The 25,935-nt window shown below is 36.0% G+C and carries 14 protein-coding genes and 1 tRNA gene; 7 read left to right on the top strand and 8 right to left on the bottom strand.

The window, feature by feature from the left end:
* Positions 1-68: 68 nt before the first annotated feature.
* From ACP7AT_RS01730 to ACP7AT_RS01720, 3 genes are read right to left on the bottom strand one after another with little or no spacing between them, the layout of a single operon-like run.
* The gene (locus ACP7AT_RS01730; RefSeq protein WP_426062640.1) at positions 69-1,115 is read right to left on the bottom strand and encodes a glycoside hydrolase family 53 protein; all 1,047 of its coding nucleotides are present in this window, start codon (positions 1,113-1,115) and stop codon (positions 69-71) included.
* Positions 1,116-1,121: 6 nt separating this feature from the next.
* Positions 1,122-2,222, bottom strand: coding sequence for a glycoside hydrolase family 53 protein (locus tag ACP7AT_RS01725; RefSeq protein WP_426062639.1), 1,101 nt, complete (start codon positions 2,220-2,222; stop codon positions 1,122-1,124).
* A 1-nt stretch (position 2,223) separates the two neighbouring features.
* Positions 2,224-3,234, bottom strand: coding sequence for an aldose epimerase family protein (locus ACP7AT_RS01720; RefSeq protein WP_426062638.1), 1,011 nt, complete (start codon positions 3,232-3,234; stop codon positions 2,224-2,226).
* 144 nt (positions 3,235-3,378) lie between these two features.
* Here ACP7AT_RS01720 and ACP7AT_RS01715 point away from each other — a divergent pair, with 144 nt between their 5' ends.
* On the top strand, positions 3,379-4,377 hold the full coding sequence (locus ACP7AT_RS01715; RefSeq protein WP_426062637.1) for a GntR family transcriptional regulator: 999 nt from the start codon (positions 3,379-3,381) through the stop codon (positions 4,375-4,377).
* Positions 4,378-4,417: 40 nt separating this feature from the next.
* On the opposite strand, the gene ACP7AT_RS01710 is transcribed toward ACP7AT_RS01715, so the two are convergent.
* Positions 4,418-4,497 (bottom strand) — tRNA-Leu (locus tag ACP7AT_RS01710).
* A gap of 290 nt (positions 4,498-4,787) precedes the next feature.
* On the opposite strand from ACP7AT_RS01710, the gene ACP7AT_RS01705 reads away from it, so the two are divergent.
* The 3 genes from ACP7AT_RS01705 to pth all read left to right on the top strand — a co-directional run bounded on the left by ACP7AT_RS01705 (position 4,788) and on the right by pth (position 7,449).
* Positions 4,788-5,729, top strand: a complete 942-nt coding sequence (locus ACP7AT_RS01705) for a ribose-phosphate pyrophosphokinase (RefSeq protein ID WP_426062636.1) — start codon at positions 4,788-4,790, stop codon at positions 5,727-5,729.
* A gap of 107 nt (positions 5,730-5,836) precedes the next feature.
* Positions 5,837-6,448, top strand: a complete 612-nt coding sequence (locus ACP7AT_RS01700) for a 50S ribosomal protein L25/general stress protein Ctc (RefSeq protein WP_426062635.1) — start codon at positions 5,837-5,839, stop codon at positions 6,446-6,448.
* Positions 6,449-6,774: 326 nt separating this feature from the next.
* Positions 6,775-7,449: an aminoacyl-tRNA hydrolase gene (pth, locus tag ACP7AT_RS01695; RefSeq protein ID WP_426062634.1), complete on the top strand. Its 675-nt coding sequence runs from the start codon at positions 6,775-6,777 to the stop codon at positions 7,447-7,449.
* Between the two features lie 50 nt (positions 7,450-7,499).
* On the opposite strand, the gene ACP7AT_RS01690 is transcribed toward pth, so the two are convergent.
* Positions 7,500-10,181 (bottom strand): reprolysin-like metallopeptidase, encoded by a 2,682-nt coding sequence (locus ACP7AT_RS01690; protein ID WP_426062633.1) that lies wholly within the window; start codon positions 10,179-10,181, stop codon positions 7,500-7,502.
* 215 nt (positions 10,182-10,396) lie between these two features.
* On the opposite strand from ACP7AT_RS01690, the gene ACP7AT_RS01685 reads away from it, so the two are divergent.
* From ACP7AT_RS01685 to bioB, 3 genes are all read left to right on the top strand, one after another.
* On the top strand, positions 10,397-11,338 hold the full coding sequence (locus ACP7AT_RS01685; protein ID WP_426062632.1) for a bifunctional riboflavin kinase/FAD synthetase: 942 nt from the start codon (positions 10,397-10,399) through the stop codon (positions 11,336-11,338).
* Between the two features lie 115 nt (positions 11,339-11,453).
* Positions 11,454-11,909 (top strand): hypothetical protein, encoded by a 456-nt coding sequence (locus ACP7AT_RS01680; RefSeq protein ID WP_426062631.1) that lies wholly within the window; start codon positions 11,454-11,456, stop codon positions 11,907-11,909.
* 283 nt (positions 11,910-12,192) lie between these two features.
* Positions 12,193-13,278, top strand: coding sequence for a biotin synthase BioB (bioB, locus tag ACP7AT_RS01675; protein WP_426062630.1), 1,086 nt, complete (start codon positions 12,193-12,195; stop codon positions 13,276-13,278).
* A gap of 63 nt (positions 13,279-13,341) precedes the next feature.
* Here the strand turns inward: bioB and ACP7AT_RS01670 are convergent, their stop codons facing one another.
* The 3 genes from ACP7AT_RS01670 to ACP7AT_RS01660 form a co-directional block, all read right to left on the bottom strand.
* On the bottom strand, positions 13,342-17,241 hold the full coding sequence (locus ACP7AT_RS01670) for a T9SS sorting signal type C domain-containing protein (RefSeq protein ID WP_426062629.1): 3,900 nt from the start codon (positions 17,239-17,241) through the stop codon (positions 13,342-13,344).
* A gap of 266 nt (positions 17,242-17,507) precedes the next feature.
* Positions 17,508-22,430, bottom strand: coding sequence for a T9SS sorting signal type C domain-containing protein (locus ACP7AT_RS01665; protein WP_426062628.1), 4,923 nt, complete (start codon positions 22,428-22,430; stop codon positions 17,508-17,510).
* A 255-nt stretch (positions 22,431-22,685) separates the two neighbouring features.
* A complete protein-coding gene (locus ACP7AT_RS01660; RefSeq protein ID WP_426062627.1) occupies positions 22,686-25,871 on the bottom strand; it encodes a T9SS sorting signal type C domain-containing protein in 3,186 nt (1,061 codons plus the stop codon).
* Positions 25,872-25,935: the final 64 nt, after the last annotated feature.

Raw genomic sequence — 25,935 nt, 5'->3', positions numbered from 1 at the left:
ATTTAATGTCACGCAATTAAAATCTATTCCTTAATATACTCATACTTCCGCAAAAGGCAAAGCCAAAACTATCCTTTAAAAGCATCTAAAGCCGCTGAAGGTGACCCGTCAGGCTGCCAAGCGCTCAGGGAATAACCGCTCCAACTTTTTTCTCCTTGTGGTTCCCAATAAATTACGCCAAGTCCTTTATTATTTGGTACCGCTTTGACTGCTTTGATTGTTGCTGCTAACATTTCATACGTATTTTGCACTTTGTCATATTCGCCACCAACTTCTACAACCATCACTTCTTTGTCATATCTAGTAGCCATATCATTCAAATTATAAGCTAAATCCGCTATAGTTTCCGTGTAGTTTTTCTTGATCCAAAAAGGATAATAAGACAGTCCAATCACGTCGTACTTTACATTATTTGCTTTGGCATTATCAAAAAACAATCTGAATTTTTCATTATTATTTCCTTCGTCAAGATGAACGATAACTTTAATTTTAGGATCAATAGCTTTTGTAGCTTCATACCCTTTGTTAAGTAATTGTGCCAATTGATTCCAATTTTTGGTACTCCCTTCGGGCCACATCATGCCTCCAGGAATTTCATTCCCTACCTGTACCCATTCCGGCGTAACTCCTGCATTTTTCAATGCCGTTAACACCTCAAAAGTATGGTTGTAAACATCATTTAATAATTCCGGAAAAGTGTGATTTGCCCAAGCTGCGGGTTTCGCTTGTTTTGCCGGATCGGCCCAAGTATCACTATAATGAAAATCAATCATAATGCGCATGCCCAATTTTTGAGCGAGTAAAGCCGCTACAACAGTTTCGGCTGGACTACAATGTCCGCTTGCTTTATCATTAGAAGGGTTTACCCAAACACGCAAACGAATGGTATTCATTCCTCTGTCTTTGAGTAATTGCAAACAATCTTTTTCAGCACCGTCGGTATCATAAAACTTATATCCTGTGGCTTCCATTTGTGGCAACCAACCTATATCAGCTCCTTTTGCAAAAGAACTTTTTGAAGTTGATTGAACATTTTTGGATGTACTGCAGGAAAAAAGCAGTGTAAGCAGTAAAGACATTAGAACGAATCGAGAATTCATTGGTAAATTTTTCATATCGAATTATTTATTAAATACCTGCAAAACAGGTAGCGCTTTATTATTAAAATCATAAAATGCCTGATTTTCAAAAGTAGAGCCATTTGCAGCTTGATTTCCTTTGAAAGAAATCCACTCTCCTCCCCAATACGCAAATCCTAAACCGTATTCAGACTCTTTTACCAATGTTTTTATTGCCAATAAAAAACTTTTTTGTCCATCAGGAGTGGCAGGAAATCCGGAAACCAGCTGAGAATCTAAACCCACAATATTGTTAGTCCAGTCATTGTAATCTAGCGTAAAAGGATACGCCGTTTCAGCAATAATTACTTTTTTATTGTATGTTTTTCCTAACGTATTGATGGCGGTTTTTACAACCTCTACATCTTTTCCGTGCCAAATTGGATAGTACGATAATCCAATATAATCGTAATCTACACTTTTTATTTTGTTAAAAAACCAGTTGCAGTCCGAGGCTTTAACACCTGCATAATGAATCATGATTTTGCAATCTGGCGCTTTGGCACGAATGGTAGCACTTGCAGTTGCCAATAAAGACAGACTTTGTACTTCCTGATTGATTAAATGTCCTTGCGGCCAAAGCAATCCGCTATTGATTTCATTCCCGATTTGGATTACATCAGGATTAATTTCCGTGATAATTGTTGAAGTATAATTGGCGACAGCCGTTTTTAAATCGGTAAACGACAAATTTTTCCATTCTTCTGGCGTATTTTGTACCGCTGGATCAGCCCAAGTATCCGAATAATGGACCGTCAACCAAACTTTCATACCAGCTTGTTTCACGCGTTTTGCCAACGCTTTAACTTCGGCTAATCCCGAATGTCCATTCGCAGGATTTTTCCAAAGACGAATTCGAATCGTGTTACAACCTGCATTTTTTAGAGTTGTAATCATATTTTCAGGTTGGTTGTTACTATTGTATAAAACAGCACCCGATGTTTCTATTTCCGGTAAAAAAGAAATATCGGCGGCTCTTATAAAGGAATCGTCGGTAATTGGCACCTTTACTGCTTGAGTTTCCCCTATTTCATTACTGTTGGAACAGGAAAAAAGAAGCATAACAAGGATCAACAACCCTGAAATTCGAAGGTTTTTTCTCATCTTAAAAAGATTGAAATTTATAAATAGTTTTATGATAATATAATTCTCCTTTTCTCAAAATAGAAGTTGCAAAATGTTCATGATTCGGCGCATCGGGGAAATTCTGTGTTTCGAAACAAATTCCGCTCGTGGGGTGATACGCTGCGTTTTCTTTTCCTTTTATTGTATTAAAGCAATTTCCGCCAACATAAATATGAACCGCGGGCTGATTCGTGTAAACAGACATTTTTAAAGTTTTGTCACTATTGAAAAGAGACGCTGCGTATTCGTTTTCTTTATTTAAAACAAAAGTGGTATCAATTTTTGACGGACAGGTTCTCGCAGAGGTAAAATCAAAAGGACAGTTAGCAACATTCAGAAAGCGGCCGGTGGGAATTCCAGCAGTTGTAGTTTCTAATAATCGCTGAGAACTTACACGCATTTCCTGATTAACAACGCTGGATTGATGACCATCAAGATTGAAATAACTGTGGTGGGTCAAATTCACAATTGTATCTTCTATTGTGCTGGCGATATATTCGATAATCAATTCATTTTCTTCTGAGAGCATATAGGTCAAATCTATCGATAATTCACCCGGAAAATGCTCTTCATTATCAGCACTGACACACGTAAAAGTTACGGAAGGATTCTTGCCTTCGTTACGTTTTTTTATTTTCCAGTTTTTTTGGCTATAGCCAATGGTACCTCCGTGTAACGAGTTGCCGTTATTGTTTTTGTTTAGGCAAATTGTTTCTCCGTTCAGTTTAAACTCGCCGGCATTAATTCGCCCGGCAAACCTTCCCACTGTTGCTCCGAGATAAGGCGCACTTTGTAAATTAAATGATTGCATGTAGGAATCTAAAGTGTCAAAACCTAAAACCACATCTACCAAAGTTCCATTTTTTAATGGAACTTTTAAAGAAGTAAGCGTAGCACCATAACCCATAACTTTCATTTTCATTCCATTCTTGTTTGTTGCTTCACAAACAAAAACTTCTTCGCCATCTGGCATCAAACCAAATGATTCCATTACAAAATTGGTTTTAAAATGTGATATGTGTTTTATTTTCATGGTTTAATTATGAAATGTCAAAAACCAAAAGTAAAATAATTGTTATCATTAACATACCAGTACCTACCAGTTTTTGTATATTGCTAAAAAATTCACTTCTTTATGAAAATAATTTCCATACAGAACAACCTCGGAGTTCCTAAATACCGACAAATAATAAGTTCCATAGAGAAGGCAATAGAAGAAGTAAACCTAAAAAAAGGCGACAAACTTCCGTCGGTAAACAAAGTCTGTCTGGAATTCTCCTTGTCCCGTGACACAGTTTTACAAGCCTATGAAGAATTGAAAAAAAGAGGGATTATTTATGCCATTCCTGGCAAAGGTTATTATATAAAAAGCATAGAAGTCACCATAAAACAAAGGATATTTTTACTTTTTGACGAATTGAACATTTTTAAGGAAGACTTGTATAATTCATTTTTGGAAAACGTTGGCATTAACGCTCAGGTAGATATTTTCTTTCATCATTTTAATGCTCCCGTTTTCCAAAAACTGATTAATGACAGTAACGGCAATTACACCAAATACATCATTATGCCGACCAATTTAGCGGAGGCCGCCGCAGTGATAAAAACCCTACCAGTTAATGAAGTATACATATTAGACCAGACCAATCCAGAACTAAAGTCGTTTCCCGCCGTATACCAAAATTTCGTAAAAGACATTTATGACGGCTTATTGAAAGGAAAATCCAAGTTGAATAAATACGAAAAACTAATTATGATTTTTCCGGGATTCCGCGAGCCGCTAGGTATGAAAATAGGTTTTGAGAATTTCTGCAACGACTTCGCATTCGATTATGAAATCATTACTGAATTTCAGAATCGAGAAATAAAAAAAGGCGAAGTGTATATTATTCCGAGCGACAGGGATTTAGTGCGCGTCATTGAAAAAGCAAAGATTCAGAAACTGCTATTAGGTAGTGATTATGGTATTATTTCATATAACGAAACCCCGCTGAAAAAAGTAGTTGAAAACGGGATTACAACAATTTCAACCAATTTTGAAGTCATGGGAAAGTTACTGGCACAAATGATTTTGAAAGGCAAAAAAGAGCAAATTGAGAACAAAAGTGCTTTGATTATTAGGAATTCATTGTGATATAAAACCAAAAAAACCGCTTCTTTCGAAGCGGTTTTTGTACCCGGAGCCGGAGTCGAACCGGCACGGTTTCCCACAGGTGTTTGAGACCAGCGCGTCTACCAATTCCGCCATCCGGGCTTAGCTAGACATGAAATAACAACAGTTATTCCAACGCAATAAAAGAGGTGATTGTGTTTAAATCAACCATCAATTCCTTTAACACGCTGCAAATGTAAAAAATAATATTAAATGTTCAACTAAAAATACTTAATTTTTTCCTTTCAGAGTTGAATAAATTTTATAAATTTGCACCTCGTTAAAAACGGAACACACAACTAACTACACCCGAGGTATATACAAACTTACGGCTTTATTCAAATGACAAAGCCAACAGTATGAAGCGCAGCGGAATAAAAACAATAAATTAAATGTCACACCTAGAACCAGAAGCTAAAATTTTTGCTTGTTCACAAAGTGTCTATCTGGCTGAGAAAATCGCAGAGCAATACGGAATTCCATTAGGGAAAATTACAATGTCAAAATACAGCGACGGTGAATTTCAACCTTCTTACGAAGAGTCCATCAGAGGATTACGCGTTTTTATCGTTTGCTCAACTTTTCCAACGGCAGATAATTTGATGGAAATGTTACTGATGATTGATGCTGCAAAACGTGCTTCGGCTAGACACATAACAGCAGTAATTCCTTACTTTGGTTGGGCGAGACAAGATAGAAAAGACAAACCAAGAGTTCCGATAGGAGCTAAACTAGTAGCTAATTTATTAGATGCTGCAGGCGCAACAAGAGTAATGACCATGGATTTGCACGCAGATCAAATTCAAGGATTTTTTGAGAAACCGGTAGATCATCTTTTTGCATCGACAATATTTATGCCTTACGTTAAAAGTTTAGGTTTAGACAATCTGACTATTGCTTCTCCAGACATGGGAGGTTCAAAAAGAGCCTATGCGTATTCTAAATTTTTAGAATCGGACGTGGTGATTTGTTACAAGCAAAGAAAAGAAGCGAACATTATCGATACCATGGAGTTAATTGGTGAGGTAAAAGGTAAAAATGTAATCTTAGTAGATGACATGATTGATACCGGAGGCACTTTGGCGAAAGCCGCAGATTTAATGATCGAAAAAGGAGCTTTAAGCGTAAGAGCCATTTGCACGCATGCTATTTTATCAGGTGATGCGTACGAAAAAATAGAAAATTCTAAACTATTAGAATTAATAGTTACCGATTCTATTCCATTAAAGAAAGAATCAAATAAAATAAAAGTGTTGAGTTGTGCACCACTTTTTGCTGAAGTCATGCACATGGTGCACCATAACAATTCCATTAGTGGAAAATTTATAATGTAATACATTAAGTCGTAATGTCAAATGTCTTAAAATTGTAAAGTCATGCTGATAGCCAAAAGCTAAAGGCCAAACAAGTAATATTATTTAATAACTATATTTTTTTTACAATGAAATCGATTACAATTAAAGGATCAGAAAGAGAAAGCGTGGGTAAAGTTGCGACTAAAGCCCTACGTAATGCTGGATTGGTTCCTTGCGTATTATACGGAGGAAATCAGGCAGTTCATTTCTCAGCAGAAGTTATGGCTTTCAAAAACTTGGTTTACACTCCAAACGCTCACACAGTTGAGATCGATCTTGGTGAAGGAAAATCATTTAACGCAATTTTACAAGACATTCAGGTTCATCCTGTGTCTGACAAGATTTTACACATTGACTTCTTTCAATTATTTGATGATAAAGAAATCACTATGGAAGTTCCTGTGAAAATTGTTGGAACTTCTCAAGGAGTTCTTGCAGGTGGTGTTTTACGTTTAAATACTCGTAAACTTAAAGTAAAAGCTTTACCAAAAAATCTTCCAGATTTTATTGAAGCTGACATTACTCCACTTGAAATGGGGAACAAATTGTACGTTACTAAATTAGTTAACGACAACTACAAATTGGTTCACCCAGACAACACTGTTGTTGCTCAAGTAAGAATTTCTCGTGCGGCTATGAAAGCAGCGCAAGAAGCAGCAAAAGCAGCAAAAGCTCCTGTAAAAGGAAAGAAAAAATAATATTTTTTCAATCATTCAAGAAAGCATCAGTTGTAAAACTGGTGCTTTTTTTATGCGCATTACTTTTTGTCATTTCCTGGAAAGAATTAATCTAATTATTCCATTTTTTATTAGTAGGAGCACAAATACCTCCATTTTAATCACGAATCTTCCTGCTGTCCTTTGTATCTTTTTCCTATTTACCGGGTCAGGGTTAAAAACCCTGACCCGGTAAATAGGAAAAAGGATGCCACTTCCATCAGGGCTATTCAGAACTATTTTGTTCTCAATAGTGATTTTCTAAAAATCTAATAGTCCGATACTCTAATTAAGTCTATTTTTGCAGCATGATAAAATGGATTTCAAATTTATTCTCATCACCAAAAACACAAGACAGTACAACTTGTATGAAACCAGAGGTTCACGAACACAAAAAAAACAATATAGAAAGCGTGAGTAATAAATTTTTAATAGTTGGACTCGGCAACATTGGCGCCGAATATGTAAACACAAGACACAACATAGGATTTAAAATAGTGGATTTTCTCGCCCGAAAAGAAGGAGTAAATTTCGAAACCGTAAAACTGGGCGCACTGGCCGAATTTAGATTCAAAGGAAGAACCTTTTTACTGCTCAAACCAAACACTTACATGAATTTGAGTGGCAAAGCAGTTCAATATTGGATGGACAAAGAAAATATTCCGCTAGAAAATATTCTGGTTATTACCGATGATTTGAATCTTTCCTTTGGAACTATTCGCATCCGACAAAAAGGAAGCGACGGCGGGCACAACGGACTTAAAAACATCAACCTTGTGCTGAATACACAAAATTACGCACGATTCCGTTTTGGCATCAGCGATGAATTCAAAAAAGGAAAACAAGTTGATTATGTCCTTGGAGACTGGGACGATACTGAAAAAACAGCGCTTCCGGAGCGATTAGAACTAGCGTCAGAAATCATAAAATCTTTTGGAACAGCAGGATTAGAAATCACCATGACCACATTTAACGGGAAATAAAAAAAGGGAAACGTTTTACAACGCTTCCCTTTTTTCTAATTCTATTTTAACTATTTGATTAAAATTTTTCTGATATCTTTTCTATTTCCGTTAATAACAGTCAATAAATAAAGTCCGGGTTGGACATTTTTCAATTGGATGTTTTCGTTAAAATTTGACTTGTTTTCATATTCATTTTCGAAAAGCTTTCTTCCTAATACATCATGCACCATTACCTTCACTTCAGCAGAGGATTTGTTTGTAAATTGAATATTAAAATTCCCTTTATTTGGATTAGGATAGACCACAAAATCATTGATTTCTATATCTGATATTCCTAAAGTATATGTTTTCGTACAAATTGTTATTGATGCCTGATCTACAGTCCCTATTTTTGTAGCATCCACATCTCGAACCCTAAAAGTCCAGACTCCTTGTGGATTTTGCCCATTAAATGCTGCCAATGGCTCAAATGGAGAAACGGTTTGAACAGTAGTGCTTCCACAAACAAGTGAGCCTCCCAAATCATCATAATCAAGGATTAAAGCATTGTTGGTATTGCCACAACTTCTATCAAATAATTTCACCGTAGTGCCTAGCGGACTTACGATCTCCATTTGTACATCAGACAAATACGAATGCGTAAGACTAACAGCAAAATTCACATCGGCTATAGTTCCTGTTGAAGTTGGAACTGTTATCGTTCTTGTAGTATAAGTAGTTATTGCATCCGGAATTACAACAGGAGTTGCAAACGTATATGTAGCACAGGATGAAACAACTGAATAACCAATTGCAAAGGATTTGCTATTCACAGCATAATAAATATTTGCCGTAGGCTCAATTAAAATCCTACAATTGGTTGCTGTAACATTGGGTACGGTAATAGTTTCTGATCCGTCATTTGGGGTATTGGCGATTAAAACTGTTGAAAACGTCAAACCTCCATCAGTAGAAAGCTTAATATTTACAGAGGTAGAACCTTCTAAACCATTTGATCCATTCACATCCCAAGTGATCGATTGATTTGTACCTTGCAGCCAACTTAAATTTTCTGTATTTTGTGATGTAACTGCAAATGGCCCAACTGTTCCATTTACAGTAACGATCATTTCATCGGTATTGGTTTGGGCAGTTCCAAGGGCAGCATTGTCTCTACCTGTTAAAACAAAGTGAAGCGTTCTAGCAACGGTAGAAACGGATTCCCAAGTTGTTGTTAATTTATTGGACAATACCGTGCTGTAAGCGGGCATGTAGCGAATTGGAGAACTACTTGGATATAGAGACCTGAAAAGAGGACCATCAATTTTAGTAGGAAAAGCAACGCTTTTAACCCCACTCGTTGTTATTGCGCTATCATTTTGCTCCCAACAATACGTTATAATATCACCATTGCTGTCAGATCCCGAGCCTTTTAATATAAATGCCGTACCATTAGGTATTGTATAATCTAAACCGGCACTGATTGCTGGAGGATTATTAGCAAGAACAGTACTCACGGGGCAAGTTTTAGACAAAAGATTATCTTGTATTTGCTTTATGCTTACATAAGCAAAGTAATCGTCGGAACTAGCCTGAACATCATAATCCGAAGTAATTCCTGCATACCCCATAATGGTAGAACCACTTCCTGGCTCTACACTTACACCTGTCCCTTCTATTTCATAAGAAAAGGTATGATTTGCCCCTAACTGATGTCCCATTTCATGAGCTACAAAATCAATATCAAACGTGTCTCCTTCGGGTTTCGCATCGCTTGGTGATGTAAAGGCGCTCCCTTTAGCTAATGGATTAGCCGTCGAAGGATTTACACATACGCAGCCTATACACCCTGCATTACCTCCACCTCCCGAGGCACCAAATAGATGGCCTATATCATAGCCGCCATTTGTAATAACATTTGTTAAATTATCCTGCAGCTCCTGATTCCAAGCACCCCCTGCTCCGGCAGTGGCATTAGAATACGGATCCGTAGCGGAATTGGTATAAATTATGAGATTGTTATTTGCGATGATTTGCAATTTTGTGGCTAAGTCTTTATTAAAAACACCATTAACTCGAGTCATAGTGGCATTCATAGCTGCTAAAGCTAGAGAAACAGTACCTCCATGATACGCCGCATATTCTCCAGTACACGATAAAGCCAATCTCAAAGTTTTAAAAACTTTATTATTCGCTGAAATTTTGCCTGTAGTATTTAGCAACTGTTTGTTTAAACCTATTTCCTCCGTTTTGCAGGTGAAAGGCAAACTACCTTTATTTCTGTTTTTGGAATTAAAAAGTACATAAACAGTACTATCTTTAGAATATGGTTCAATAAATTCCGATCCACTATCCCCTCTTAATATCATGCTCTGAATTCCCTTTGGTGATAAACTAAAATAAAGAGAAGCATTTCGATCTGTAATTCCAATACCGCTGTAAGCTCTTATATTAGGAAATTGCGTTTGCAGTTCCGGTTCAAAATTAGAAGATTCCCAAACTAAAAATCGCTCTAAATCCCCATTCATATTTGGAATAGTAATTTCAATTTTGGCCCCCGCAACCGTTTTATTTTGAAGTAATTCTAAAGATTTTTTTATAGCAACTTCATTCAAATTAAACAATAACTCATTAGTAGCAATTGATTTTATATCGCTTCGATCAGAAAGGCTAACGTTATCTTGAGCAATTTTTGTCCAATAAGCGCTTTCTTGAGCACGAATTGTCGTGATTGAAAAAACAATTATAAAAAACAGTAAAATTCTTTTCATAATTTTATATTATTTGAACTTCAAAATTAAAGAATTTATCGTGATGGTTGATTCATTTGTTTGCTATTTTAAATCAAATTTTGGAAAATTCAACGATTTTTAATTTTTAACGCTTTTTTTTATCTTCTTTCTTAAAATTATACGGAAATTCAACTAGTCATACCATTACTTTTGAATTAGATACCTTAAATTTGCGCTTTTATAAAACACTTGCTTTGAAGATTTTTCATTCTATAAACGATTTCGCTTCCACAAAAAAAACAATCTTGACGTTGGGTACCTTTGATGGAGTTCATATTGGTCACAAAAAAATTCTTAATAAACTAACACAATTTCAAAGCGTTGGGAAGGAGAACGAGAAATATGAAAGCTTAGTGCTTACTTTTTTCCCACATCCTCGCATGGTTTTACAGGAACATTCCGATATAAAATTGCTCAACACCATAGATGAAAAAATAAATTTGCTTGAAAAAATCGGCATCGAGAATTTAGTGATTCATCCTTTCGATGAAACGTTTTCGAGATTGACTGCCGAAGAATTCGTAAGTACTATTCTTGTTGATCGATTTCACATTCACAAGATAATTATTGGGCATGACCATCGTTTTGGAAGAAATCGAACGGCCAATATTGATGATCTTATCAATTTTGGGAAAAAATATAATTTTAAAGTAGAACAAATATCCGTTCAGGAAATCAATGATATTTCCGTAAGTTCCACCAAAATCAGAAATGCTTTAATGGAAGGAGATATGGCTTTGTCCAACGAATATTTAGGGTATGAATATTTTCTAACGGGAAATATCGTTCAAGGAAAACAATTGGGAAGAACCATTGGTTTTCCAACGGCTAATTTAAAAATCGACGAAAATTACAAACTAATCCCCAAAAACGGAGTTTATATTGTAAAAAGCTTAATTGATGGCCAGACCATTTTTGGAATGATGAATATTGGTTTTAATCCAACTGTTAACGGAAAAAAACAGTCTATTGAAATTCATTATTTCGATTTTAATTCTGATTTGTATAATCAAAAAATCAAGGTTTCAATACTGCAGAGAATTCGTTCAGAACAAAAATTTGAATCGGTAGATCTCTTAAAAAATCAACTTAAAAAAGACAAAAAAACAGCCCTCAGCCTCTTGCAAAAATTTTAAATCGGAATAAAATCTTTTGTGTTTTCCATAAAAATTTATAATTTTTTCTGTAAATTTGATAGAATATACCTAATTCCACAGAAAGGTATAATTCTTTAATTTTAAAACTGGATGTATGAAACTACCTAAAGAATTAGTAAACGGATTTATTATTTTCATTGGAATTGGACTTTATTTCTTGCTAATGGAGCTTTTAGGTTTAGCCGATATTTATTTATTACGTCTGTTTAATGTTTTATTTGTGTTTTATGGAACGTACAAAACATTAAAATCTAATTTCGCTGAAGGCAAAAATATACTAGTTTCTAATGCTGTTTCCGCACTACTAACAGCGCTAACAGGAATATTCTTGAGCATTATTGGTTTAATTATTTATAGTTACGTAAGAGGAGGAGACGCATACGTTGGGTCATTATCAAAAACTTTTTTATTTGGTGGTGAGCCATCTGTAATGACATATTCTATTTCCTTATTGTTTGAAGGAATTGTATCCGCAGTAATTGTTACATTCATGCTCATGTTATACTGGGATACGCGTTATTCCTCAGACAAACACGGTGCTGAATCTTAAGCCAAACTGCTATTTACAGCCAGTAATTTTCCAGTAAAACAAGCACCCACTCAGAATATTAAAATCTGTTTTTAGGACGTTTGCTTATTAATAATTCCCAATTCTTCGTGCCCTTAAAGCGTGGTATTAAAATCACCGCAACCCGAATTTAAAAATTTCAGAAAAAGCCTAATGAGATTGCTTAGCTTTAGTCATAAAAAATTTCACCTCAGCCTTTTCAATACTATTGCATTGGTTCTTTAGAACAATTTAACTACTTTTGAAGCATCAAAAACCAATATCGATGAGCATTACAAAACACAATTGGACCAAAGACGAAATTATCGCAATATATAACAAACCCATGATGGACTTGCTTTATGAAGCAGCTTCTATTCACAGGGAACATCATGATCCTAACGTGGTTCAGGTTTCAACTTTACTCTCTATAAAAACAGGCGGGTGTCCAGAAGATTGTGGCTATTGCCCACAAGCTGCACGGTATCATACTGAAATTGAAGGCAATGATTTAATGTCAGTTAGCCAAGTAAAAGCACAAGCATTACGTGCAAAATCCAGCGGATCGTCTCGTGTATGTATGGGAGCGGCTTGGCGAAATGTAAAAGATGGCCCTGAATTTGATCAAGTTCTTGAAATGGTGCGTACCATAAACAAACTAGACATGGAAGTGTGCTGTACCCTTGGAATGATTACTGAAAATCAAGCACATCGATTGGCGGAAGCTGGTTTATATGCCTACAATCACAATTTAGATACCTCTGAAGAATATTATAAAGAAGTAATCTCGACCCGCGGATTTGAAGACCGTTTGCAAACAATAGAAAATGTTCGTAAAACAAATGTCACCGTTTGCAGCGGCGGAATAATCGGTATGGGAGAAAGTATTGAAGACCGAGCCGGAATGCTTGTAGCTCTTTCTACTTTGAATCCGCAACCGGAATCAGTGCCTATAAATGCGTTGGTTGCCGTGGAAGGAACTCCGATGGAAGAAGAAAAACCAGTTGAAATATGGGAGATGATCCGAATGGTAGCAACAACAAGAATCATCATGCCCGAAACCCAAGTTCGTCTTTCTGCAGGAAGAATGAACATGAGCCGCGAAGGTCAAGCCATGTGCTTTTTCGCTGGTGCCAATTCCATTTTTGCGGGAGATAAGTTATTGACGACTCCAAATCCTGATGTAAATGAAGACATGAAAATGTTTGAAATGTTAGGATTGATTCCACAAAAACCATTCACAAAAGTTTCTCAACCGCAAACTGTTGAGGCGCAAGATTCTCAATTTGCTCCATTAGGTGAAAAACCAAAATGGTCAAGACCTGGACATACTATCGAGCGAAATCTTGAAGCATCAGGTAAAGAAAAATAAACTTTATTTTGAATGAATATTTAAACCATCTTGTCTCGCAGGATGGTTTTTTTATAGTTTATTTCAATGCATTACTTTCTTAGTAACTGAATAACCATCCTGCAAAAGAAGTTTTACTAACACGACTTGGTGCCCAACCAGCAAATTCAACACCGATAAATTAGCAGCATTTATCTCTTTTTTTTGATATATTTTTCTTCCTGCCAAATTGTATATTGTAACCTCATCTATCAATTCTTTGGTTGAGTTTATTAGCAACTGTTTGTTTTTACTCGATACAAAAACGGATTCATTATCTTTTACAAATTCATCTGAAGTCAATGTTTTTTCTATGTAACGCAATACAAAGCGATTATCAAATGTTCCCACCACTGAAGTAAAAGCATAGCTTTCGTTTGTTATATTAACAGTGCTATTGTTTAATTTATCCTCAATAAAAACATTTTTATTGGATAAGAATCCATCTGCCTGATCAATTTTAATCCTAAAAGTTCCCTCAATTGTACTTCTGAATCCCAATCTAATTTCATCTGTTTCTTCAAATGGCAACGCTCTTCCTTGAATGACTAAATTCTTATCCTGATTGATGCTGTAAAAATCTAGAAACTGATTACCGTCTAAACTTTTGCCATCGAACGAACTATCAAAATCATTAGTGGCTCCAGTTGCATATCCTATCAAAATTTGTTTAAAAGCACCTTCCGCATTACTCAAATTTAACCAAATACGATGTTTCTCAATCTCATTTGATTTCAACTTTTTAGGTGAACTTGATTTAAAAAAATTAGCATTTTGCCCAACCACACGCATGCTGTTATCAAAAATGGTTGGTCCTCCACCATTAATACTGGTCACAAAAAAGGATTGCCCGGAAGCTATTTTACCATCAGGAATTGTATTATTAACCCCCGAATTGGCTGCAGCACTTGTACCTATGCCTCCCAATAAGTTATAAACCGCATAGTCATCTGCAGTATAAACATTTTTAGTGATTGCAGTATTATGTGTCCAAAAATAGATAGTCCCGTCCATAATTCCTTTGTTCCTATTAATGAACAAATCTGCATTTATCGCTGAAGGATAGGGATTGCCAATAAGATTTGACGTGTCAGATATACTAATGGGAACTGATATCTCCCCATTATTTGGCACTCCAATAAAAACAGCTTCATGGCGTGCTGCAACAGTTTCAGAAAAAGTTTGTGGCCCGCGAATAATGTAGCCTTTGCCAACGGACATTACATTTGTAGCAAGCTCATTTACCCAAGAATTACTGAAGGCATCAAAGGAATAAAACTTATCCGAAGCCGTATCAGGGGAAAAATCAATCAATTTTTGACTTGAAACTGGCGATGACCAATAGGTATAATCTGTTATCAGAATAGGTGTTGTTTTTCTTTTCAATCGAATAATTCCGGAGTTATTTACTTGGTCTTCGGATTGATACAATGCTGCATTGTTTTCTAAAATCAATGTGCCTGAACCAGAATAATCGAAAACCAAACCTAAAGTATTTCCGTCTGGAATTGTAACTGTTTTTCCAGAACTGATCGTACATGAACAGGAATTTACAGTTGCTGATAAGGTATGATTTTCATTAAAAAAAAGTGTTTTTTCAGCTGATGGCATTCCATGACTCCAAGAAATCCCATTCCAATTAGAGCTATTTGTACAAAGCTTTATCCTAGCCACACGATGTTTTGTTACACCCGAAACGGAATTAAAATTCCCACCGATAAGCGCTTTATTATTTGGAGTAAAACAAATACTGTACAGCGTATTGTTTAAATTCACTGAAAATGTATTGTCATAAACTCCGCTTGCAAGCAGGCGAACCATGCGCTTTACAGCTGTTCCGTTGTATGTTCCAGAAAACGTTCCACCAATTAATAATCGATCATCGGGTTGGATTACTATAGCTCTAATTTCACCATTGCTAAAGCCTAAACCTGTTGCAAAAGAGGTGTCTAAACTCCCGTCACTATTCAATCTCAAAAGTCTTTTTGTGGGAACGCTTTTGTAACTTGTAAATGTCCCGCCAACGATTATTTTATTGTCTGACTGTAATGCGACTGAAAACACATTTTTGTCAAAACCGACTCCAATTGAAAATCCCGAATCTACACTCCCGTCTGTATTCAACCGAACCATCCGATTATACGAAATCCCATTAAAAAAAGAAAACTGGCCACCCAAAACAATTTTTCCGTCTGGCTGTACCAAAATACTGTCTACGATAGCATCGGCTCCAGAACCAATCGTAAAACTAGAATCCAAAGTTCCATCGGGAAATAACCTTACTATTCGGTTCACTAAAACTCCATTGTAGCTTGTGAAATTCCCGGCGACAATTATTTTTCCATCTTGCTGCAACGCCAAGGCATATACTTGATTATTGAAACCGGCTGCAATGGAGAAAGTCACATCAATTTCTCCATTTACCAAAATTCTCGCTATTCTGTTTCTGACAATACCATTGTAATTTGTAAAAACACCTGCAAAAACAACTTTCCCATCTGTTTGTATAACAGCGGTTTTAATAGTGTTATTTGCACCGGTTCCAGAACTATTAAAAGAAGAATCAATCGTACCGTCTTCAGACAACCGCGTAATTCTGTTGCATATCATTCCGTTGAATTTGGTGAAATTTCCGAAAGCCATCGTTTTATTACCTGCTAAGGCAATTACTTTTAAAACAGAATTATCAAAACCCACTCCGGCGGTGAGATAACCAAAATCTAAAGTTCCAGAACCATCTATTCTAGCTAATCGACCTTGAATCTGGGAATCGAAAACAGTAAATGAGCCGCCAAAGTAATAAGAGTTCGTTAAATCCTCTGTAATCGCATTCACTGTACCATTATGCGGTCCGGAACCAATATCAAATCCTAAATTTATCCCTCCAGAACTATCCAAAAAAATTACTCTATTAATATCTGTTCCATTATAAGTTCCCGTAAAGGAACCCCCGATCATAATAGAACCGGAAGCATTTACTTTTATAACTTCAACCACACCATTACTAAATCCTGATCCGGAAATAAAGGAGCCGTCGATACTCCCATCAGGATTCAACCGAATTATTCTACCGGCAGTAACATCATTGAATTCTAAAAAAGCTCCACCCAATAAAATCTTCCCATCAGGCTGAGTTGTAAGAGCAGATACATCTCCATTAAAACCTGTTCCTTGCACAAAAGTAGTATCAACAGTTCCATCGGTATTCAATCGAATTATTTTGCCGCACGGAATTTTATTAAATGAAAGAAATGATCCTCCCAGAATGATCCTCCCGTCTTGTTGAATTAGAACTTCCTCAACAAGTGAATTGGCACCATCTCCGATTGCAAATGTTGGATCTAAATTTCCGTTTGGCAAAATCCGAGCAACCCGATTAGAATTAACACCATTATACTTAGTAAAACTGCCTACAACAATCAGGTTTCCATCCGTTTGTAGCGAGATTGAGTAAATTGCCCCTGAACTCGCTGCAATTGTAGTATTAAAAGTAGTATCTAGCGAACCATCACTATTTATCCGAACCAGACGTAATGCATTTGCGCTGTTAAAGCTTGTAAAAGAACCTCCTAAAATAATCTTCCCATCCGGTTGTATTATGGCACAATATACTTTGCCATTGATTCCGGAACCTAAATTGAATGAAAGATCTTTGGAGCCGTCTGATAACAGTCGGCATAAGAATGAAGTTGCGGTACCATTAAAATTTAAAAACTCACCTCCCACAATCAATTTCCCATCCGTTTGCAAAACGACTGTTTTGACAGTTCCATCAAAACCGTCGCCCAGCAAACCATCATCATAGGCGTTAAATGTTACATCTGACTTACCCTGTTGTGGAAATGCTACGTTGCTAAAAAGAAAGATGAAAAAAATAGCGAAGTATCGCGCAACTATATTTAAAATTAAACTGATTCCGTTTACCTGAACACTGCGGAAATTCATAACTGTAATAAATAATTATTTTCCATATCGAATAATTTAAATGTGATCTATTTTTTTGTTAAAACTCATTTCGTAAGAAACAATCGCGATAACTTTTATAAATGTAGGCACAAACTTTATTTATCGCAATACCCACATTTAGTGATATTTACATCTGAAAATTCAAACATCAATAGGAGTGCTTTTTTATTTAAAGTCAAAAAAAATCCCATTCTGAACAAGCAGAATGGGACTTTCAATATGACTGGAATATAAAATGTCAATCTTTAATAAACAACTTTTTTAGAAATTACCTTTCCATTAGCTAACGTCAATTTCACCACGACCACTTGATTGCTAAGTTTAATAGTAGACGTTTGGAACTCATTAGAATTCACTGCAACTTTGTCAAATACTTTTCTTCCCAGTAAATCAAAAATAGTAATTCTATTTATAGTTTCAATTTCTGATTTTATCTTTAATTCATTTTTATCTTTAGCAATAAGAATACTGCTGTCGTTTAATTCAAAATCAGCTGACGCCAGAGTTTTATCCGTAAAACGCAGTTCAAAACGCTCATTAAAAGTACCTTTTTCAGAACTGAAACTGTATGGGTCTTCTTTTAAATTGTGAAATACATTTAATACTTTATCTTTTAAATAAATGTTTTGATTGTCTGAAAATAATCCATCCACTTTATCGATGCTGATTATTGCATTTCCGGCAACATTTATACTGTAACCAATAGGAATTACGTCGGTATCTACAAACGGCAAAGCTTTACTTTGAATCGCCATCTTTGCTGTTCCAATAAAACTATATAGCGAAAAAGTTTGGTTCTCATCATACACATAACTATCATATCCAGGGTCAAAATCATTGGTCGAATTCGAACCATAACCCACTAATGTTCCGGTCAAATCACCTGTCCCTTTTTGTAATTTCAGCCAAATTCTATGCCTGTCTTCTTGTGCATTTTTGGTTTTCTTCTGTCTGTAGAAGTTAGTATTGTTTGAAATAACTCGCATGCTGTTGTCAAAGGTAACGTTGCCTACAAAATCATTCTCAACAAAAAATCCTTGACCAGATGCAATATACTGATTTGGATTAGTTAAATTTCCTGTTCCCGAACTTACACCAACAGCTCCAAATAAATTATAAGTGGCGTAGTCCGAAGCTAAATAATCATTGCCTGACAAAGTGTGATTGTGTGTCCAAAAATATAAAGTTCCTGTAATGGTTTGGTTGATTGTCCCCGTTCCCAAAAGATTGGCATTGATAAAAGCATCCGCATCTATAGCAGAAGGATATGGATTTCCTATCAATCGCTCCCCTACACCATCTGATGTTCTGACCGTCAACGGAATTTCAATTGTACCATTGTTAGGTACTCCAATAAACTTTAAAGAGTCATCAACAGCAGGCATGCCAGGCGGAATCAATGTTCCTTCTGCTCGGATGGCATATCCTATTCCGGGAGCAAAAACGGTTATGAATGCATTTACATTAGCCCAATCATTATTGTAAATAAAATACTTGTCGCTCTGAGTGTTTGGCGAAAAATCAAGTAATGTTTGTGTTCCATTTGTTGGTGAAGACCAATAGGTGAAATCATCTAAAACAATTGGAGTTGTATTTCTTCTTACTATAATGTTCCCAACATTATTTCCTGTAAAAGTAGTTTGGACTAAACTTGAATTATTTTGTAAAGTCAGTGTTCCAGGAGAAAACACTGTTACTGCACTATTAAGGTTTAAAGAAACAGAATCATTAACAGATACATCTCCCTTAGTAACATTAAATGTGTTAGCAACATCAATATTATTAGCGATAGTATAACTCCCTCCAATACCGGAAAAAAGAATATTGTAATAATTTCCTCCAGCTACCGTTTGTCCTACACCGTAATAATCAACAGTACCTGAAGGGAATGATAACCCATTAGAAGCACCTGAAAAACGGATTGTACCGTCCATGGAATCTAAAATATTATACGATAAATTACCGTTTTTCATATCCAGTATGGCACCAACTGTTGAAATATTTAATGTGTTGGATGTTAAATTAAAACCATTCATATCAAATGAAGGTGTGCCACCAACCGCAATATTCAATTTATCACCCGTACTAATATTGCCAGATGCGGTTTGATTTCCTGAAATGTTTTTCAATTCAAGAGAAGGTGTTCCGTTATAAGTCCCACCAACGATAGTTTGACCACCCGCTGAATTATTATAAATCACTTTGCAGGTCCAAGTTTTACCTGTAGGAATTGGAGTAGCTGCACTATTAGATGTTATAATTTGTCCATTACCCGCATTTGAAAAAGTATCTCCTCCAATTAATACAAAAGTAGCCATATCAAGCACTGATGACGGATTGGTAATATTCAATATATTGTTTACTGTAATTCCTTTTGCTGCTGTAACGATTGAAAGTATATTCAAGTTCGTGAAATTATAAAAAGTAGAAGCTGTTGTCCCTTCGACTATTTGAGGCAAAGATCCATTAAAATTTACCGTACTAATATCAGGTATAAAAGTTCCATTATTAGTCCAGTTCCCACTTACATTTAAGGTACTTAATCCTGAAATAATTAAAACCGCACCATTAGAAATAGTTATATTTCGCACACTCGTATTTGTACCCAAAGTGGGTTGATTTGTTGCTGCAACTGGTATTACAACATCAGTAGTGGCAGATGGTACTATTCCACCACACCAATTTTCTGCTGTATTCCAATTAGAACTCAAACTACCTAACCATGTTCCTTCTGCACATGAAAGCTTTACATTCAAAATACCTGTTGTGGTAGAACCAAACCGAATCACATCCCTGTTTGTTGCTGCTGAACCAGTACCTCCCCATGAGCCGATACTTTGTGTTGTAATTCCAAATGTTAAGGTTTGCGAAGAAGAGAAACCAGTTAAAAATAATGCGACCGCTGATCCGGTAATTTTTAAATCCCCTGCTATAATTGTTGCAGCAGGAAAGGTTTTATTCCCTGCACCACTAAGAATCAAGTTCCCGTAGACCTGTGTTGCAACCGTCTGAACATCTCCACTGTACTCCACTTTACTTATCGCATTCAGAGCTGTATTTGTAAATGAAGGAAAGGCACTTGTAGCAGTAAGTTTTAATAACCCGTCAGTAAGAACCGATAATGTTGATCCTCCCGAAATTACAAAACCTCCGTTATCTAAAGTTGCTCCGTTAGCAATCGTAAGAGGCGAAGAAGCTCCAAAAGTTTTAATCCCGCTTACCGTTATTATTCCTGTATTCATTACCGTAACTCCGCCAGTTGCTGCAAATGGAGTTCTCCACTCTAAACCAGAAACCTGAGACACACTTCTATTATATTGAAGCTTAGCCGCAGAACCATAATTTGGAACTGCTGAAACCGTTGCTGTTCCTTCCATTGAAAGAAAACCATTTATTGTAGGAATACCATTTAGCGTTTTTAACCCGGAATTTGAAAATATCAAGTTATTGAATGTCGATGCTGCTGCCAATGTCTGTGCAATTCCGCTAAAGTTTACGGTTCCATTTCCTGCTATAAAATTAGTTCCTGTACCATTCCAAGCTGTAACACTATTTGCATTAACGTTAAGACTGCTTGAACCACCATTTAATATTCCGTTTGTAAAAGTTACAATACCTGTCAAATTATGTATCAATCCTGAACCTAGATTTAAAGTTCCCCCAGTTCCATTAATTGTCAATGCACCTCCGCTGACAGCACCTGTATAAGTTGCTGTACCTGCAGTTTTTAACATAGATATTGTTCCTGTCGTTGAAAAAGCTCCAATGCTTTGATTTGCTGTCCCAGCTATCGCAACACCGCCTGTAGTTCCCGTTACACTCCCGCTATTATTGATAAGATCACCATTTAAAGTCAACAAAACAGTAGACAGGCCTAATTTTCCACCACTATTCACCGTTAAAGGAACTGAATTGTTGAATGTTTTAGCTAAATTTAAGGTAATTAATAAACTGCCATTTATGATCACTCCTCCAGAAGCGGTAAATGGGGTTATCCATTCTTCAGATGTCACCGTTCTTGCGTTTGATGTATTGTATTCTAATGTTGCATTTGGACCGTAAGTAACAACTCCTGTCGACACTACAACAGTTGCAGTTCCTGCTATTGTAAGTTTTCCGCTTACTGTTGGGGTCGTTGCAAAAGTTTTTATACCTGTACCTGATAGTATTAAATTATTATAAAGAACTACTGCAGTTGTTTGATTACCTAATCTATAATAATCGACCGTTCCTGTTCCTGCTATAAATGCACCTCCTGTTCCTGAAACACTTCCCCCAATTTTTACAAGACTCGACCCGCAATTCAATATACCGGTTCCCGCAGATCTTGTCCATATTCCTGAAAAAGTATGTGTCAATCCAACACCAAGATGTAATGTTCCTCCCGAACCATTGACCGTTAATCCAGCTCCACTTACATTGCCTATTAATGTCACTACTCCACCCGTTTTGAGCGTAGTAACTGTTCCTGTTGTGGTAAATCCTTGTATGGTTTGGTTTGCGGTTCCCGTGAATTGAACTTCTGAACTCGAAAGTGTAATAGTCCCAGAAGTGTTATAATTTCCTCCTAACATTAGTCTTCCCGTTCCTGACAATGTAAAATTTCCAGAGTTATTGAAATTTCCAGTTGCAATGGTTAAGCGACCAGTAGTCAGCGTAAAATTACCTGAATTTGTAAAATTACCAGTCAGCGCGATGATTCCAGTTGTTCCCGTCAGCGTTCCGTTGTTCACAAAGAATCCAGTGGTAGTGAGTGTTCTATTGGCTACATTTAAAGTTGCCCCTGCATTAATAGTGACATTTATAATACTGGTACTTGTTCCTACTGTAACTGAATTTGCTCCGGTTGTTGCAATAATAACATCATCCCCCGCTGTTGGTGCAACACCTCCAACCCAAGTAGAGCCAGTTGCCCATGTTCCTCCGACAGCAGTACTAGTTCTTGTAGCAGCATTGATGAATGAAAAAGTAAAAAACAACATACAAACAAACGCGTGCTTCCAGATATTATCGTTGATGATTTTAGCTGGAAATAAAAGACTTAATGGTTGTGAAGTATCGGTTGAATTATGCCTCTGAAAAATATTATTTGAGAGATTTTTAATTTGGAAAGAAATTAGATTTTTTATCAAAAAAAAAGAAAAATGAGGCAATAATCTCTTGATCATAAGTTGTTTTCGAATTTAAGTTAAAATCTGCTGCGTAAAATGGCGTTCAAAAAAGGTTTGTTTGACAAAAACACATAAAATTATTATAAAATCAAAATTTAACCGTTAAAAAGCAATTTTATTCGTTAAAAAGCACCTTTCTTTATTAAATAATTAAACGAGGAGAACACGGGATAAATTTCATAAAATAATTAACATAAAAAAGCCCATTTTATTAAAACAAAATGGGCTTAAAACCTATTACTTTAAGTTTTTCTAATAAATCGTTTTTGCAGTTACCACAATCCCATTTTGCAACACTGTTTTTACAATTAAAAATTGTTCACTTGAACCTAAATTAGGGATTACAAGTTCCTTATTCTCAACATTAATTTTTTCGTATAATTTTTTGCCCAGCATATCATAAATAAAAACTTTATCGATTGATTGTACTGATGAATTGATTTTTATCCGCTTGTTTTTCACCGATACCAAAACTTCCGTACCAGTAGTAACAAAATCTCCAACACCCAATTTTTTATCTGTATAACGCAGTACAAAACGATCATCAAAAGTTCCTGTTGCTGTTTCAAAACTATATGCCGCTTTTTTCAAATCGTGAATGCTATTGTTGAACTTATCCTCAAGATAAATGTTTTGAGACGCAAATATGCCATCGACCTCATCAATACTAATTGAAAAAACACCTTCTATAACAGAACTGTATCCTAATGGAACACTGTCATTTTCGTCAAATGGCAAAATCCTGCCTTGAATGGTCATTGCTACATCATCACTAATACTATAGAAATCAATGAAATCATTCCCATTATAACTTGGCCCATCAAAGGAAGAGTCAAAACCGTCAGTAGCATTGGTGACATACCCTACTAACATTTGTTTAAACGCACCTTGCGTATTGGTAAGGTTTAACCAAACACGGTTTCGCTCAAGAGTATTTGTCTTTTTTGTTGCATTTTTTACTTTAAAAAACTGATCATTATTTAATATCGCGCCGTTTACATCCAGCCTCATACTATTATTAAAGTCAATAATTGTACCGGTTGGACTTAGTTTGCTGCTAGTGAAAAAAGCTTGACCCGCTGCTATTCTTCCACTTGGTTTATTTATCGTTTGCTCTACATTATTTACGGAATTACCAGTCCCGGTTCCAACCCCACCCGTAAGATTATAGGTAGCATAATCATCGGATGAATACGCATAAACACCCGATCCTGGATTACTAACACCAATTCCTATAGCGGTATTGTGCGTCCAGAAATACAGTGTTCCATCTAGTACGGAACTATTAGCATTTAAAAATCTATCTGCAGATAATGCCGAAGGATATGGATTCCCTAAAAGATAAGATCTGTCCTGGCTAATTCCAGTAATTGTCAACGGTCCATTAAATGGAACTCCCACAAAATTAGCTTGATACACCCCTAATGGTGCTGGTGGCGCAGAGATATTTTCTGGTGCTCTAATAATATACCCTATTCCTCTTTGCATGAAATCTTGTGGGTTTTCCTGTTTCCAATTATCAATTGTAGCATTAAAAGAATAAAATTTATCATAATCCGTATTAGGAGAAACATCAATCAATTTCTGGTTTGAAACTGGGGATGACCAGTAGGTGTAATCGTATCGTTTAATAGGAGCTGTTTCTCGTTCGTAAATTATATTACCCGAATTACCAGTATTATTTATTTGTATGAGACTCGCATTATTTTGAAAAGTTAAAGTGCCACTTCCATTAATCGTAAGTTTATCTTGAAGCTTAAGTGTGACATTTTGATTTACAATTATTTTTGAATTCGTATTTACTGTGCAAGAACACAATTCCGTATTGCTTGAGATCGTAATAGGTGAAGCTGATGGAGCTGCTATAATTCCTATTTTTGATATCGTAGGTGGAGAAGTCCAAGTTGAACCATTAAAGGTTGTAGTTACTACGTTATCAACTACAACATTAGAGGTAACTGGCGAAGTACATGTTGTATTGGAAACCGCAAAAGTATACGTTGTTCCTGCTACCAAGCCTCCAACAGTCTTAGTTCCTCCCGTACCCGTTAATCCTGTCAAGCCCGTAGTATTAGGACTGGCAATAATTGTCCAAGTGCCCGAAGCTGGCAAACCGCTTAAAGGAACATCTCCTGTTGTAACGACACAATTGGGCTGATTAACTGTTCCTACAGTAGGCGTTACAAGTGATGAAAATACGGATGAAAATCGTAATCTTGACTGTCCTAAGTTTTCAAAATATTCTAATACAAAATTAGTATTACCGCTTAGATAAACCGTGTAGGTTGTTTCGACATACGAATGAGCACCCCAATTATTTACAACGTAAGTAAGACCTCCGTCTAAACTTAAACGATATCCATCATCACCACCAACTGTAAAAGTGTAACAACCTGCTGGCAAATTTCTATTCATTTTAAATCGTACCGCAAAATTATCAGCATAACTACCACAGAGATTAGGTCCCGAAAGCGATCCGTCAACTAAATTTAAATCAAAATTCTCCGTTTGTGTAACATAACCTCTATAGTTTGTACTAAAGGCATTAGTTGGCGGATTACCTCCGTTTGTATTAGCATACACAAAACCTATCCAAGAACCTGTACCATAAATAACTTGATCTCCTTGTGGTGGCACTAGAGAAATATTAGTTGAACTTGTTGCTGTACCACCAGGGGTAGTTATAGTTATAGCTCCAGTAGTGGCTGTGACAGGTAATTGGGCCGTTATTTGTGTATTGCTATTTACTGTAAAAACCGCATCCACACCATTAAATTTTACTGCGGTTGCACCAGTAAAATTTGAACCAGTAATGACAACAGAAGTTCCGGATGCAGCACATGAAGTATTTGGAGTAAAGCTGGATATTGTCGGGATTCTATGGCCATTTAAAGTAACATTATCTACTAGCAATGAAGTATTAGCAGAACCAGCATCATTTGATTTATAAATATAAATCAAAACATTTGGTCGGTTATTAGCCGCAACAGGCAATACACAACTATTAGTTCCTCCTGTGGTTGTTGGGACATAAGCAGGCGCAATCGAAGTTATAGTTGCACCATTATCAATACTATAACGAATATCAAAACTATTTATATTAGTATTAGTTGTTCTATTACAGTAAGAAAAAGTCATGTTGGCAAACCCAGTAGTATTAACAGCTATTCGATAATAAGCATTAACATTCCAAGAATTACCCGTTACTGATGATGAAATTCCACTTCCACAAGTATTATCGTTAACAAAAGAATTATTTCCAACACCTGAAGAAAAACTTGTAGGAGTACCTACAGTATTATTCACATTTGGATTAGCAGAGTTTCCTTCAAAATTAAATTGAAAAAGAGTTGTTTGTCCATTAGACACAAGAGACAACAACATGAAAAAAACAAAAAAAAGAAATCTTGTATTTAGTAAAAGTATTTTTTTATTCATATCGTATTATTTATTTGCAGTACCGTTAGTTGATAGAAATTTTTACTTGAAAAAAAGCAAAAAT

Source organism: Flavobacterium sp. DSP2-3-1 (assembly GCF_049896865.1).
Classification (GTDB): Bacteria; Bacteroidota; Bacteroidia; order Flavobacteriales; family Flavobacteriaceae; genus Flavobacterium.
This window is presented reverse-complemented; position numbering and strand designations above follow the sequence as displayed.

Coding starts and splice junctions, on each gene's coding strand:
- ACP7AT_RS01705 (WP_426062636.1), top strand. CDS start 4,788: ATGTCACACCTAGAACCAGAAGCTAAAATTTTTGCTTGTTCACAAAGT.
- ACP7AT_RS01690 (WP_426062633.1), bottom strand. CDS start 10,181: ATGAAAAGAATTTTACTGTTTTTTATAATTGTTTTTTCAATCACGACA.
- ACP7AT_RS01730 (WP_426062640.1), bottom strand. CDS start 1,115: ATGAAAAATTTACCAATGAATTCTCGATTCGTTCTAATGTCTTTACTG.
- pth (WP_426062634.1), top strand. CDS start 6,775: ATGATAAAATGGATTTCAAATTTATTCTCATCACCAAAAACACAAGAC.
- ACP7AT_RS01720 (WP_426062638.1), bottom strand. CDS start 3,234: ATGGAATCATTTGGTTTGATGCCAGATGGCGAAGAAGTTTTTGTTTGT.
- bioB (WP_426062630.1), top strand. CDS start 12,193: ATGAGCATTACAAAACACAATTGGACCAAAGACGAAATTATCGCAATA.
- ACP7AT_RS01725 (WP_426062639.1), bottom strand. CDS start 2,222: ATGAGAAAAAACCTTCGAATTTCAGGGTTGTTGATCCTTGTTATGCTT.
- ACP7AT_RS01700 (WP_426062635.1), top strand. CDS start 5,837: ATGAAATCGATTACAATTAAAGGATCAGAAAGAGAAAGCGTGGGTAAA.
- ACP7AT_RS01680 (WP_426062631.1), top strand. CDS start 11,454: ATGAAACTACCTAAAGAATTAGTAAACGGATTTATTATTTTCATTGGA.
- ACP7AT_RS01670 (WP_426062629.1), bottom strand. CDS start 17,241: ATGAATTTCCGCAGTGTTCAGGTAAACGGAATCAGTTTAATTTTAAAT.
- ACP7AT_RS01660 (WP_426062627.1), bottom strand. CDS start 25,871: ATGAATAAAAAAATACTTTTACTAAATACAAGATTTCTTTTTTTTGTT.
- ACP7AT_RS01665 (WP_426062628.1), bottom strand. CDS start 22,430: ATGATCAAGAGATTATTGCCTCATTTTTCTTTTTTTTTGATAAAAAAT.
- ACP7AT_RS01715 (WP_426062637.1), top strand. CDS start 3,379: ATGAAAATAATTTCCATACAGAACAACCTCGGAGTTCCTAAATACCGA.